This window comes from Chroococcidiopsis sp. TS-821 (assembly GCF_002939305.1).
In the GTDB taxonomy this organism is placed as follows: Bacteria; Cyanobacteriota; Cyanobacteriia; order Cyanobacteriales; family Chroococcidiopsidaceae; genus Chroogloeocystis.
This window is the reverse complement of the sequence record NZ_MVDI01000001.1, coordinates 1,180,648-1,194,485: the sequence shown is the minus strand read 5'-3', so window position 1 is coordinate 1,194,485 and position 13,838 is coordinate 1,180,648. Positions and strand designations below refer to the sequence as shown.

General features: G+C 42.5%; 11 protein-coding genes and 1 riboswitch. Of the genes, 7 read left to right on the top strand and 4 right to left on the bottom strand.

Features of this window, described 5'->3' with window-relative positions; all coding sequences use genetic code 11:
• Positions 1–44: 44 nt before the first annotated feature.
• Positions 45–1,262, bottom strand: coding sequence for a sensor histidine kinase (locus tag B1A85_RS05435; RefSeq protein ID WP_104545863.1), 1,218 nt, complete (start codon positions 1,260–1,262; stop codon positions 45–47).
• A 213-nt stretch (positions 1,263–1,475) separates the two neighbouring features.
• Positions 1,476–1,634, top strand: a riboswitch (cyclic di-AMP (ydaO/yuaA leader).
• Positions 1,635–1,729: 95 nt separating this feature from the next.
• On the opposite strand from B1A85_RS05435, the gene ntrB reads away from it, so the two are divergent.
• The 6 genes from ntrB (at position 1,730) to B1A85_RS05405 (ending at position 10,108) form a co-directional block, all read left to right on the top strand.
• Positions 1,730–2,572: a nitrate ABC transporter permease gene (gene ntrB, locus B1A85_RS05430; RefSeq protein WP_371681634.1), complete on the top strand. Its 843-nt coding sequence runs from the start codon at positions 1,730–1,732 to the stop codon at positions 2,570–2,572.
• A 60-nt stretch (positions 2,573–2,632) separates the two neighbouring features.
• On the top strand, positions 2,633–4,042 hold the full coding sequence (locus B1A85_RS05425; RefSeq protein ID WP_104545861.1) for an ABC transporter substrate-binding protein: 1,410 nt from the start codon (positions 2,633–2,635) through the stop codon (positions 4,040–4,042).
• A 52-nt stretch (positions 4,043–4,094) separates the two neighbouring features.
• Positions 4,095–4,931, top strand: a complete 837-nt coding sequence (locus B1A85_RS05420; RefSeq protein WP_104545860.1) for an ABC transporter ATP-binding protein — start codon at positions 4,095–4,097, stop codon at positions 4,929–4,931.
• A 173-nt stretch (positions 4,932–5,104) separates the two neighbouring features.
• Positions 5,105–6,448, top strand: a complete 1,344-nt coding sequence (locus B1A85_RS05415) for an SLC13 family permease (RefSeq protein WP_104545859.1) — start codon at positions 5,105–5,107, stop codon at positions 6,446–6,448.
• Positions 6,449–6,494: 46 nt separating this feature from the next.
• Positions 6,495–9,431 (top strand): DNA polymerase I, encoded by a 2,937-nt coding sequence (gene polA, locus B1A85_RS05410; RefSeq protein WP_104545858.1) that lies wholly within the window; start codon positions 6,495–6,497, stop codon positions 9,429–9,431.
• Positions 9,432–9,616: 185 nt separating this feature from the next.
• The gene (locus B1A85_RS05405) at positions 9,617–10,108 is read left to right on the top strand and encodes a phosphate-starvation-inducible PsiE family protein (protein WP_104545857.1); all 492 of its coding nucleotides are present in this window, start codon (positions 9,617–9,619) and stop codon (positions 10,106–10,108) included.
• 4 nt (positions 10,109–10,112) lie between these two features.
• On the opposite strand, the gene B1A85_RS05400 is transcribed toward B1A85_RS05405, so the two are convergent.
• Positions 10,113–10,373: a LapA family protein gene (locus B1A85_RS05400; protein WP_104545856.1), complete on the bottom strand. Its 261-nt coding sequence runs from the start codon at positions 10,371–10,373 to the stop codon at positions 10,113–10,115.
• Positions 10,374–10,425: 52 nt separating this feature from the next.
• Positions 10,426–11,865, bottom strand: coding sequence for a phosphoglucomutase/phosphomannomutase family protein (locus tag B1A85_RS05395; protein ID WP_104545855.1), 1,440 nt, complete (start codon positions 11,863–11,865; stop codon positions 10,426–10,428).
• A 102-nt stretch (positions 11,866–11,967) separates the two neighbouring features.
• On the opposite strand from B1A85_RS05395, the gene B1A85_RS05390 reads away from it, so the two are divergent.
• Positions 11,968–12,789, top strand: coding sequence for a PD-(D/E)XK nuclease family protein (locus tag B1A85_RS05390; RefSeq protein WP_104545854.1), 822 nt, complete (start codon positions 11,968–11,970; stop codon positions 12,787–12,789).
• Here the strand turns inward: B1A85_RS05390 and rsmI are convergent.
• A complete protein-coding gene (rsmI, locus tag B1A85_RS05385; protein ID WP_104545853.1) occupies positions 12,786–13,655 on the bottom strand; it encodes a 16S rRNA (cytidine(1402)-2'-O)-methyltransferase in 870 nt (289 codons plus the stop codon). The two genes, B1A85_RS05390 and rsmI, sit on opposite strands and share 4 nt — an antisense overlap.
• Positions 13,656–13,838: the final 183 nt, after the last annotated feature.

Genomic DNA, 13,838 nt, shown 5'->3' with positions numbered 1-13,838 from the left:
GCAAGTGGAATGGTTGGTGACTAGTAGCTAGTTTAAAAATATTTTTAACTTCCCTCACTCCTCACTCCTGACCTTTCTTTAACTTCCATTGGAAAGATTACCGTGAATGTTGAGCCAATTCCAAGTTGGGAAACAAGTTTAATTTCTCCTTGCAAAAGTTTAACTAAGCGGGATACAATTGCTAGTCCTAACCCAGTGCTATCTGGTGGAACTTGTGATTTTGGCGTATTGCCGACGCGGTAGTAAGGGTCAAAAATTTTTGGTTGATCTTCGGGAGCGATTCCAATTCCAGTATCAGTGACGGCGATTGCCCATCTATCTTCTAATGTATAGCATCTGACTGTTACGCTGCCTGCGGGGGTGTAACGAATGGCATTACTCACAAGATTTGTGACAATTTGCTGAAAGCGTAATGCATCTGTGACAACTTGTTGCGGAGCGTTTGCTAAGTCTACGGCAAGCTGCAAGTTTTTTTCTTGTGCCATTGGTTGTAGCATATCTAGCACGTCTTGGATAACAACGCACGCGTCGGTTGGTGCAGGATGAAGTGTCATTTTCCCTGCTTCATAGCGCGATATTTCTAGCGCATCATTAATCAGGCGCAGCAAATGCCTACCATTACGCAACACGCGCTCGATATGTTCGATATTTTTGAAGTTGTCTTTGACTTCGGTTTTGCTTTGTAGGCGGATAAATAAGTCGGAATAACCAATGATTGAAGTTAAAGGATTTTTGAGTTCGTGCGCTAAGTGTGAGAAGTTTTCTTGATTTGCCCGAATCAAGCGCGTGAGTTCTTGATTGTGTAGTGTTAGCTGCGATTGAAGTTGCTGTAATTCGCGTAAGCGTTCATCTACGTAACTTTGAAAACAACGCGCGATCGCATCATCAACGACGGCGTCGACAAGGCGAAAAACTCGGATCACTTCCGCTGGCGAAACTTGCTGTAATTCTGGTTCTAAGGCTAAGAATATTGCCCGTCGTAGTAAGCGATATTCGCGGGCGATTTCGAGCGGGTCAAATCCTTCTTCCGCACGGTGGATGCCATGCACTAAACTTGCTTCAATCAGAGTTTGCAAATCGTTATCTGTCGTTTTTGATAGCACTGTTGCCATTGCTTTGAGCACGTAAGGCACGTGATTGCGTATCGTTGTGTAGCACATACCTTCTGTACTTTCAATCTGTCGATCTTGGCGTACAGCTTCTATCCAGTTTTCAATAATTGTGTCACTTTTATCGAGTAAGATTTGGCTAAAATCAAACATTTTCGCAGGTTTAAAACAGCGCAAGGAAGCAAGTCTACTTGTCTTAACTTAGTGCAATCACACATCAATCGCCCACCGAATTTTGCAGCTAGCTTCCTTGACTTATCTTAAGGGCGATCGCAACTTTATGGATTTACTACTCAAACCTATTTAGCTTTCACTAAGCTCGATCATTTCGTACATAAATGCTATGATATGTGGAATTCGTTATTAAGAGTAAGTCAGCCTAATTCAGTAGCTCACTTGCAGCATCTGGTGTGAGATGAGTCTGGAGCGGAGGAACCAAATCTAAGGGGCGTATCTGCGAACGCAGAAGGGTAACTCTCTATCCTAGCCCGTCAGCTAACTTCGTAGGCGTTGAGAGGAGACTGAAGAGCGAGCATTTAAACTATTTGCTCTCATCAGTATTCCTAGCTGGTACTGCTCAATGTTGTTGTGCCTGCTTTTGGCTCTGAGGGAGTTTCATAATAATGTTGAACCTGAATCTTGCTGTCTTGGCGGTTGCAGGACAGAGTAGCTGGAAAAAAATACGACCAGTTGTCTTGCAGGATATTGTTTTACTTCCTGCGGCTGGTTTTTTAGGCATCATTATCTTGTGGTGGTTTGTTGCCACTTTCTTAACCAATTTGATGCCTACTCCAGCTGAGGCACTTATTGCCAATTTAGACTACATCATAAACCCCTTCTACCGACGGGGACCAGGAAATTTAGGGCTTGGTTGGTTACTAATGGCAAGCCTGAGAAGAGTACTGCTTGGCTTCGGATTGGGTGCTTTAGTCGCAATTCCGATTGGTTTTCTTATAGGGATGTCCAAGCAAGCCTCACTTGCACTCAATCCTTTGATTCAGATTTTCAAACCTGTATCGCCACTCGCATGGCTACCTATTTCGCTAGCGATCTTTAATTTAGCCGACCCTTCGGCTATTTTTGTCATCTTCATCACTTCACTGTGGCCTACAATTATCAATACAGCTTTGGGAGTTTCTAGCGTTAATAAAGACTACATTGATGTAGCGCGAGTGCTGGAAATGCCGCGTTGGCGACAAATTACTAAAATCATCTTACCTGCGAGTTTGCCTTATATCTTTACAGGTTTAAGAATTAGTCTCGGCATTGCCTGGTTAGTTATTGTTGCAGTAGAAATGCTGACTGGTGGTGTTGGCATTGGCTTTTTTGTTTGGGATGAGTGGAGTCGCCTCAATTTAAGTTCAGTCTTCCTAGCTGTATTGGTAATTGGCTTGACAGGTTTGGTGCTGGATTATGCTGTGGGCAAAATTCAGCAGTTGGTAACGCATCGCCCAAAAAGCTAATAGGAGTGAGCGGACAATTGCGTGTCTCTACAGTTGCTACTAATTATGTAATTGTTGCATATGAATCATACCGACAAGAACTACTGGAGTCGGCGTAGCTTCCTTTTAGGAATGGGCGCTACAGCAGTGAGTGTCGCATCTGGATGTGCAATTAATGCCAATCGCGCCCCTCAAGGACTATCTGCTGCTGCATTGGCTGTGGAACAAGTTGTCGATCCCAAAACGTTAGAAAAACCTAACTTGACTGTAGGATATGTCCCCGTCAATGATTGTGCGCCTTTTGCTGTAGCGTGGGAAAAAGGCTTTTTTCGCAAGTATGGTTTAAATGTCACGCTCAGCCGTGAGGCAAGTTGGGGAACTGCTCGCGATGGCATTATCTTTGGTCGCCTTGATGCTTCTCCTGTCGTCTGTGGCGCAGTGACAAATGCCCGAACAGGTGCAGAAGGTGCGCGTCATGCACCCTTGTGCGCTGCGATGACAATACACCGCCACGGTAACGCAATGACGATGAATAAGGCAATGTGGGTATCAGGGTTGCGTCCTTGGCGAGAATATAACGGTAATTTAGCAGAATTCGGGCGTGATTTTCGCCGCTATTTTGAGAATTTGCCAGCTGAACAAAGAGTTTGGGCAGTTGTACTGAGTTCGGCAATTTACGAATACTTTGTGCGCTATTTAGCTGCAGCAGCGGGAGTCGATCCAGATGAGGAATTTCGCATTATTATCATTCCGCCACCACAAATGGTAGTCAATATGCGCATTGGTGCGATGCAAGCTTACATGGTAGCAGAGCCTTGGAATACACGAGCAATTACGGGTAATGAAGGCATTGGCTTTACGTTTGCCCAAGGTAAAGAAATTTGGCAAGGACACCCAGATCGACTACTCGCTGTTATGGAGTCTTTTATCGAGGAAAATCCTAAGACTTATCGATCGCTTGTCAAAGCTATGATCGAAGCCTGTCAGTATTGCAGCAATCCCAATAATCGAGAAGAAGTTGCGCAAATTATTACAAACAAGTCTTTTACTGGTGCCAAGCTGAATTTAACTCGCGCAGCGATTGTTGGCGAATACAATTACGGTGGTTTTGATAACCAAAAAAGAATAGTGCGATCGCCTTACACAACTATTTTCTTTGATTTGCCACCTGATCTTGCTCAAATTCCTCACGATCACTCAACATTTATGTGGCAATCAGAAAGTATTTGGTTGATGACACAATCAGCACGCTGGGGACAAATCAAATCAGTTCCGAAAAACGCTGAAGAAGTAGCGCGAAAAGCCTGGAGAACCGATCTTTACCGAGACATTGCCGCAGAAATGGGAATTGAGTGTCCTAAAGATGATTTCAAAATTGCACCTGCTGCTGCTTTCATTGATAACAAAGCTTTTGACCCTAGCGATCCGGTAGGGTATCTCAATAGTTTTGAAATTCGTGCTAATCGTCCTAAATCATTTTTCCTATCTTAAGGAGTACTTTCCTCGTTAACAGGGAAACACATGCGTTTTAGAGGTTTTACAAATGAAATCTACTTCTTATCAAAATCAGTCTTACGAACAAAATTTCGACCGTAATGGTTTTTTGGAAATTGAAAACTTAGTGAAGTCCTATCCTTTATCTGATGGAGGTGAATTTGTTGTTCTTGACGGGATTAATCTAACAATCAATGAAGATGAATTTATTTCAGTCATCGGTCACTCTGGTTGCGGTAAATCAACACTTTTAAAAATCGTTGCTGGTTTAGAAAAACCGACTTATGGCTCGGTACGTCTTGATGGTAGAGAAATACGCAAACCTGGTGCTGAGCGAATGATGGTGTTTCAGCAATATTCGTTGCTACCGTGGTTAACAGTACGAGAAAATATTCGTTTGGCTGTCGATGAAGTCTTAAAAAAGGCTTCGCGCGCTGAAAAAATTAGCATAGTTAACGAACACTTATCAATGGTGAATTTAACTGCAGCAGCTGATAAGTATCCTGATGAAATTTCTGGTGGTATGAAGCAGCGTGTTGGAATTGCAAGGGCTTTAGCAACTCGCCCAAAAATGTTACTTATGGATGAGCCTTTTGGAGCCTTAGATGCTTTAACGCGGAGTAAATTACAACGTCAGGTATTAGATATTTGGGAACAACATCGACAAGCCGTAATGATGATTACCCACGATGTAGATGAAGCAATTTATATGTCGGATCGCATTGTTTTAATGACTAATGGACCAGGTGCTAAAATTGGAGAAATTATCAATGTACCCTTTTCTCACCCGCGCGATCGCGTTGCCATGCGCAATTCCCAAGAGTATTATGACATCCGCAACCACGCACTTAATTTCTTAGAACGCTATTTTTCTCAGGATGAATAAGATAGCATCTCTAAATATTTCATAGGTATTTCTATAACTTGGGGATTTGTTTCCTTCGCATCATGGTAAGTTGACACATTAACACACAAATAGCTATACCTATCCATAAGCAACTTGAATTTACTTTTGTTTTCTGTTAATTGTGGTGTAGTCAATTTACCTGAGACAATTCAATGGCAAGCTGGCAAGCAATATTTAGCTCAATCATATTTATTGGTGTAATTGTCTTGATTATGACTGAAAGACTACACCTAACTATTGCTGCATTTTTAGGCGCATTGCTGCTAGTATTTGCCAATATTATGACACTGGCAGAAGCCGTTAGCTACATCGCCAGAAGCTACTCTACACTAGCATTATTTTTTGGAGTTATGGTGCTAGTCAGAGCTTTTGAACCAACCAAAGTATTTGAATACTTAGCAACTCAAATAGTTATCTTAGCAAAAGGACAAGGTAAACGACTTCTCCTTGCAATTGTGGCAATTACAACGCCAATTTGTGCAGTGCTTCCCAATGCTACAACAGTGATGTTGTTAGCACCATTGATTCCTCCAATTGCTGAAGATGTAGGTGTTAATTTTGTACCTTTGTTAATTTTAATGGTATTTGTTGCCAATAGTGCAGGTTTATTAACATTAGTAGGAGATCCAGCAACGTTTATTGTTGGGGATGCTGTTAATATCAGTTTTATGAGTTATCTAGAACGTTTAAGTATAGGGGGAGTTATTGCGGTAGGAACAATTGTGTTTATGCTACCGTATTTATTCCCCAAAATTTGGCGAAAAAAGTTGGATAGCTTAGAGCAATTACCGCATCCTCAGATTAATCATCCCCGCGTTTTAATATTAGGAATCGTCCTTATAGCATTTGTACTACTATTTTTTGCTATAGGAGAAATGCTGCCAATACCTATTTCACCAGCTGCGGTAGCATTACTCGGAGCAGCCTTAGCTTTACTCTTGTCACATCACAGTAAAATTGAGACAGTTAACCATATTTTAAGTGATGTCGATTGGAGTACTTTAATCTTTTTCATGTGTATATTTGTCATAATTGGAGGATTAGAAAAGACAGGTGTTGTTAGTAGTGTATCGGCGGTTTTAGCGTATATTTTAGGGAGAAATATTGCTTTAGGTGCGCTATCTCTACTATTTTTGGTAGGAATTTTATCAAGTGTTGTCCCTAATATTCCGCTAGTTGTCGCAATGGTTCCTTTACTCAAAGAGTATGTCGTCAACGTTGGATTAGCAACACCAGAAATATTACAACCAGGCTTTCAGGGCGAGTTACCGCCTGAAGTTTTGCCATTATTTTATGCAATGATGTTTGGTGCAACTTTGGGGGGAAATGGAACTTTAGTTGGGGCTTCTTCTAACATTGTCGCAGCCGGAATTGCTGAACTTCATGGGCGACGAATTTCATTTAAGACTTTTTTGCGTTATGGCATTCCAGTAATGATTGCGCAATTGATCGCGGCGGCTTTATTTATTTCGATTCGCTTTTTCATTTTTAGATAAGTTACCTACGCCACATACAATAAGCTTGAAAAGCTAGAATAGTAGTATGTCTCAAGCTTTTACCTCTACTGTGGCTTCATCTTCTTTGCGCCCAACATTTATCCTTGTAGATGGGCATTCACTAGCTTTTCGTTCTTATTTTGCATTTGCTAAAGGGCGTGATGGTGGGTTGCGCACAACGACGGGAATTCCGACAAGTGTGTGTTTTGGCTTTCTCAAGGCGTTACTAGAAGTCATGGCGGTAGAAAAGCCGGAAGCAATGGCGATCGCATTCGATCTTGGATTACCAACATTTCGCCACGAAGCCGACGATACCTATAAAGCAGATCGCCCAGGGACGCCAGAAGACTTTGTTCCCGATCTTAAGAATCTCCACGAATTACTCGATGGCTTAAACTTACCCATTATCACTGCGCCAGGGTACGAAGCTGATGATGTCCTAGGAACACTGGCGCAAAAAGCAAGCGCGGCGGGGTATCAAGTGAAGATTTTGACAGGCGATCGCGATTTATTTCAACTTGTCGATCCGCAAAAAAATATCAGTATTCTCTATCTTAGTTCCGAAGCTTTGAAGCGTTCTTCTACGGGAATTAACGAATTTAAAACCGAACAAGTTAAAGAAAAGATGGGGGTATTGCCATCGCAAATTGTCGATTTTAAAGCACTTTGTGGCGATAAATCGGATAATATTCCTGGCGTTAAAGGTATTGGTGAAAAAACAGCAATTCAGTTACTTAATCAATACACATCGCTCGAGCAAATTTATAACTCTTTGAATGAAATTAAAGGTGTAACGAAAAAAAAACTGGAAGCAGGGAAACAAGACGCGGAAAAATCGCGATACTTAGCAACTATTGTTGTAGATGTACCGCTAGATATTGATTTAGAAGCAGCAAAATTAACAGGCTTTGATACAACGACTCTCAAGCCAATCTTAGAGAAATTAGAATTTAAATCTTTTCTTGGAAAAATTAACGAACTACAGCAACAGTTTGGCGGTACGATTCCAGAAGACGAACCAGAAAACATGTCAGACTCAAACCTCATCGCAGTGCCAACATTTGAGAGTGACGATTTGTGGTTCTTTAGCGCTGAAGATACCGAAGCAATTCAAGAACAACCGCTTACCAAAATTACTCCGCAAATTATTGATACGCCTGCAAAATTGACGCAGCTAGTAAAACAATTGCAAAAACATACCAACCCAACGACACCCGTTGCGTGGGATACGGAAACAACAGCACTTGAACCACGCGATGCACAACTTGTGGGAATTGGTTGCTGCTGGGGAAGCGAACTCGATGCGATCGCATACATTCCCCTCGGTCACGCAGCAGGAGATAATCTAGATACTGCAACAGTATTGGCCGCATTGCGACCAATTTTAGAAAGTGCAGAACATCCGAAAGCGTTGCAAAATGCGAAATTTGACAGGCTGGTATTGCGGTGTCAGGGAATTCATCTCAGGGGCGTAGTCTTCGATCCGATGCTAGCAAGTTATGTTTTAGATCCTGATAGCAGCCATAATTTAAGCGATCTCGCGCAGCGCTATTTGGGTTTGACATCAAAAAGTTATGCGGAGTTAGTACCAAAAGGCAAAACTATTGCAGATTTAGATATTCCTACTGTTGCAGAATATTGCGGCATGGATGTTTATGCAACTTACGGATTAGTGCCAAAGCTACGTGAAGAACTAGATAAGATTCCAGCATTACACAAGTTATTACTCGAAGTCGAACAACCGCTCGAACCTGTTTTAGCCGAGATGGAGTATGCAGGAATTCACATCAATACGGCGTATCTGCAAGAATTTTCTAAACAACTTGAAAAAGACTTAGCAGCAATTGAAGAACAAATTTATGCAGTTGCACAAGAGAAGTTTAATTTAGGTTCGCCAAAAAAGTTAAGCGAACTATTATTTGATAAGTTGAATTTAGACCGCCGAAAGTCACGCAAAATTCAGACAGGTTACTCTACAGATGCAGCAACATTAGAAAAGTTACGCGACGAGCATCCGATAGTAGAGGCGATATTAGAGTATCGAACTTTATCTAAATTAAAGTCAACGTATGTCGATGCGCTACCAGCATTGGTGCGTCCAGATACGCAGCGCGTGCATACAAGTTTTAATCAAACTGCAACTTCAACAGGGCGATTATCTTCTTCTAACCCAAATTTACAAAATATTCCGATTCGTACAGCTTTTAGTCGGCAAATTCGCAAAGCGTTTATTCCCGAATCGGGTTGGATATTAGTAGCAGCAGATTATTCGCAAATTGAGTTACGAATTCTCGCCCATTTATCGCAAGAACCGATCTTAGTAAAAGCTTACCAAAATAATGAAGATATTCACACGGTAACTGCACGATTACTCTTTGAAAAAGATGAGGTAACTTCTGAAGAACGCCGTTTAGCTAAAACAATTAATTTCGGCGTTATTTATGGTATGGGTGCGCAGCGGTTTGCCAGAGAAACGAAGATGAAAGCTGCGGATGGTAAGGTGTTTATTGAAAGATTTAACCAGCAGTATCCGTTAGTTTTTGAATACTTGCGGCGAATGGAACGAGAAGCCATAGCCTATGGGTACGTACAGACTATTCTAGGGCGACGGCGGTATTTTAATTTTACAAGCGATCGCCTGCGCAAGTTACGCAACCTCAAGCCTGACGACATCAACCTTGATGAAATTCGCGGTTTAACAGCAAATGATGCTGGGTTACTCCGCGCTGCAGCTAATGCTCCAATTCAAGGTTCGAGTGCGGATATTATTAAAATTGCGATGGTGCGACTGCACGAACTGTTGCAAAATTACCAAGCACGATTATTGCTACAAGTTCATGATGAATTGGTGTTTGAAGTTCCGCAAGACGAGTGGGAAGAATTACAGCCAAAAATTCGTTCAACAATGGAATCTGCAATGTCTTTAAGTGTACCGTTAGTTGTTGAAGTGCGTGCAGGTGAAAACTGGATGGAGGTTAAGTAGTCACGCACACTTTAACTTTCCTCATTTTCCTGTTAGTCCGCGCACCATCTGACTTCGTTTATCTAGCTGCGACTTTAGTCGCTAGGCTAATGCAATTAATAATTAATTCAAATACCAAAAATACAAATCTATAAGTTAATCTAAGCATAATCTCCCATCAACACCACACGCAGGAGGAAGTTTAGATGGAGCAGCCGTTGAAGTCCCCGTTAAATTGGTACGAAGCGTTAAATCGGAATCTGCTTGTGCGCAGCCTAGAGACTATTCAAGACTTGATTGTAGTCTCGCTGTGTATTGGACTATTCTGCGCGATGGTAATTCAGTTAAGGGGTATATTTTATTTAATGTTACCGCCGCTCAACTTTCACGAAGTTACCGCAGATATTTTGTTTTTGCTGATTATGGTGGAGTTGTTTCGCCTATTGATTATTTATTTGCAAGAACAGCGCGTGTCGATTGGCGTTGCAGTAGAAGTATCAATTGTCTCTGTGTTGCGTGAAGTGATTGTGCGCGGGGTGTTGGAAGTGCCTTGGAATCAGATGCTAGCAGCTTGTGCGTTTTTACTCGTGTTAGCTGCACTATTAGTCGTACGAGTTTGGATTCCACCTACTTTTGAAGGTATCGATCCCGAACAACGATACATCAAACACTATAAAGTAGGAAAGGGAGAATCTTAGCTTTTTATTCATCGACAAAAAACTCGTTATCTGATTCAAGACTATTTCTTCTCAAACCAGCAGTCCAAATCGGTTGAGTTAGTGCCATCGCTAGCATACCCAACGCAGCACTAAACGCTAGTACCAATCCTACGGGAAGTTGAATTGATTGGAATGTCAGAAACCGCAAAGAAACTGGGGTGGCGTTTTGGACAGAAACAATGGCGATCGCCACTACCCAGCCTGCCAGAATTACGATCGCGAGCAAATTAGCAAGAGTTCTCATAGAAGCAATTAGCTATGAGGATTCTTTTCTAGTTTATCGTTAATCGCCAGTCCTATACTGTTACAGGTTCGAGTTGATTAATCATTTGTTCCATTTGAGTTGCAATTTTGTTGAGTTTATCCGCCGAAGTTGCTTCGATGTAAACGCGCATCAGTGGTTCTGTACCCGATGGACGCAATAAAACCCAGCTACCTTCTTCGAGATACAGCTTAACGCCATCTTTGCGACCAACTTCTTTAACTTTAATTCCGGCGACGTCTGCGGGTGGATTATTGGTAAACGAATCGATAACAGCAGCTTTGTGGGCGTCGTTGAGATGTAAATCCAAGCGCTTGTTAGCTAATGGGCCATTAGCCTCGCTAATTGCTTCTTCGACTAACTGACTTAGCGGTTTTCCTTCGTAGGCGATCGCTTCTGCAACTAACATATCAGCTAAAATTCCGTCTTTTTCGGGGATATGCCCAATTACACTTAAACCGCCTGATTCTTCGCCACCAATTAGAACGGTGGTTTCGCGCATTTTTTCCCCGATGTACTTGAAGCCTACAGGCGTTTCGTAAAGTTCTAAGCCATAGCTAGCGGCGAGGTTATCGAGTAAATGCGTTGTCGCAACAGTCCGCACGATCGCGCCTGATTTACCGCGATTTTTAACTAAGTGACGCGCAAGTAAAAGTAACACCGTATTTGGGGTCAAAACGTTGCCTTGTTCGTCTACGATTCCGAAGCGATCGCTATCGCCATCGGTTGCTAAACCTAAGTCAGCTTTGTCTTTCTTCACAGCTTCGACTAATTCAACGAGTTGTTCGCCTTTGGGTTCAGGCATTCCACCACCGAAAAGGACATCGCGCTGTGCGTGAAAAGTTTCTAATTCACAACCACAGTGTTCCAATACTGTATCTAAATAACCGCGCGATGTCGAATAAAGCGCGTCGTATTTGACTTTTAACTTAGCGTTACGAATCTTCTCAACATCGAGTAGCGTGTAAAGAAATTTAAGATATTCGGGCTTGGGATCGAAAGTTGAGATCTGATCTTTCCAATTACCGCTGACAGGTGCGTCATCTGCACCAGAGATATTTGCCACAATAGTATCAGTAATCTCAGGAGTGGCAGGACCAGCGTAATCAGGAATATACTTAATCCCACAATAGGGTGCCGGATTATGACTGGCAGTAAACATCAATGCACCAGCACTATTTAAGTGACGGGCATTGTAAGCAATTACTGGAGTAGGACAATCCCGATCGGTAATTTTCACACTCCAACCCTCTGCTGCTAAAACCTCGGCAGCAGTACGCGCAAACTGGTCAGCGAGAAAGCGAGTATCGTAGGCAATAAGAACCGGTTGGTTTTTGTTGTAGGCGGTTTCCAGGTATTTGGCGATCGCCCGCGTTACTTTCCGTACGTTGGGGAAGGTAAAGTCATCAGCAATAATACCTCTCCATCCATCGGTACCAAACTTGATCTTGCTGGAATTGTTACTAGCGCTCATTTTTTGCCACTCCCTGTCGTTCATCATTAATAGTACAAGAAGCTTATTGTTTCTCACGTGTCACAGTAACTTTTGTTGCTTCCCTTACTGAACCGCCAGACAATGCTAAACTCTGGGCGACCCTTTGCCAGCTACCACCTTTGGTCTTTATTTGCCCCAGCTATCGGGCAAGAAAGATGGCATTGTCAGATGAAACGAGGCTTTATCAAAGCGCGGCAAAAAGAACCGATAATCAAAGCATTACTAGCTAAAGTTAGCCCACCGCAACGCATCGGTTTACTTGCCCAAAAGGGCGTTTACGAATTTCATCATCACCGTCAATGGTTAACTCAGCCTGATGGTGTTGAACAAGTGGCTCAACTACTCAAACTAAGTAAATCAAGTGTTGAGATTCAGCAGCGCGTCATGCAAATTCTCAAAAACTACCATCATCGTCCAGTTTTACTCGGAAAACACATCATTCAACTTACCAGTGGCGATGAAGGATTTCCGCAACCAATCGTGATTCATCAAAAAAATTATCAATTTCGGCTGTACGCGACGATGGATTGCGTGTTCGTCGAAGCTGATAAAATCTTGCACATTCTTGACTTTAAGACGGGTAGATCGGCTTTTGACGAGCGTCAGGCGCTTGTTTATTTACTTGCGGCGCGCTATTTATATCCTGATTATCAAGCCGTTGCTTCATTCTACAACTTAGAACGGTGTAAAAACTCTGAGCTAATTAGTGTAACTTCCACTCAACTCGACGCTGTAGAAGATCAATTAGCACAAGTGGCGATCAAGCATCAGCAAGATATGCACCACTATCAACAAAACCCCCACCATTTCAGCAAAATTTTTCCGCCTAACCCTGGTTCGCACTGTCGTTATTGCCCATTTAATACAGTGTGCGAATTTTCTGGCGTTAAAACTAAATCTTAATCGCTACTATCCTCCGCAGATAAATTAGGTAGCGCTAAAGCAATTTGGTAAATTTGACTGCGCGAAAGCGAGACTTCCTTTGCTAACTGACGACTAGCTTGCGATCGCGATATTCCCTGTGCCATGAGTTTTTGTAACTCAGCTTTAATTTCTACTTCACTCAAGTGCGGTTTACTCGCTAAAACTCCAGCAACAACTAGCGTGTATTCCCCTTGCGGTTCGCGTTGATTGTAGTGGGCGATCGCCTCCGCAATATTTCCGCGCCAAAATTCTTCGTGTAGTTTAGTTAACTCGCGCGCTATAACAATTTGCCGATCTTGTCCAAAAAAGTTCGCAAAGTCTTGCAGAGTTTGGCGCAGGCGATGGGGTGATTCGTAAAAAACCATCGTTCGCGACTCAGTTTTTAAAGATTCTCCGCGCTGCTGGCGTTCTTTTCCTTTCACGGGTAAGAACCCTTCAAACACAAATCGATCCGTCGGTAATCCGGCGGCGCACAACGCGGTAATCACTGCACTTGCCCCAGGAATGGGGATTACGGGAATATTTGCCGCAATACACGCTTGCACAAGTTCATAACCAGGATCGGAAATTCCAGGCATTCCTGCATCTGTGACAAGGGCGATCGCTTTTCCTTCACTTAACTTCTGGATCAATTCAGGAATGCGACTGTTACGATTGTGTTCGTGATAACTTAGCTGTGGTGTCTTAATTTGAAAGTGTTGTAGCAACTTTCCTGTATGCCTTGTATCCTCTGCTGCAATGAAGTCTACCGATTGCAAAATTCGCACGGCGCGAAAAGTTATATCTTCTAAGTTGCCAATCGGCGTTCCTACTACATAAAGTCTTCCGTTTTCTGCTGCCTGCATTGTTCTGAGGTTAAGGATAGTACCTGTAGAATAATCAGATCGATTTGTATCTAGTGAATCTACGGATATCTTTGATTGCTAGTCGCACTTTAATTTTTTTTCAGTGAAATCTCGGTAGAATTGTGACAACCATGAGTAATAAACTCGCAGTCATTATCCGACTTTTACTCTAATTCACTAGAT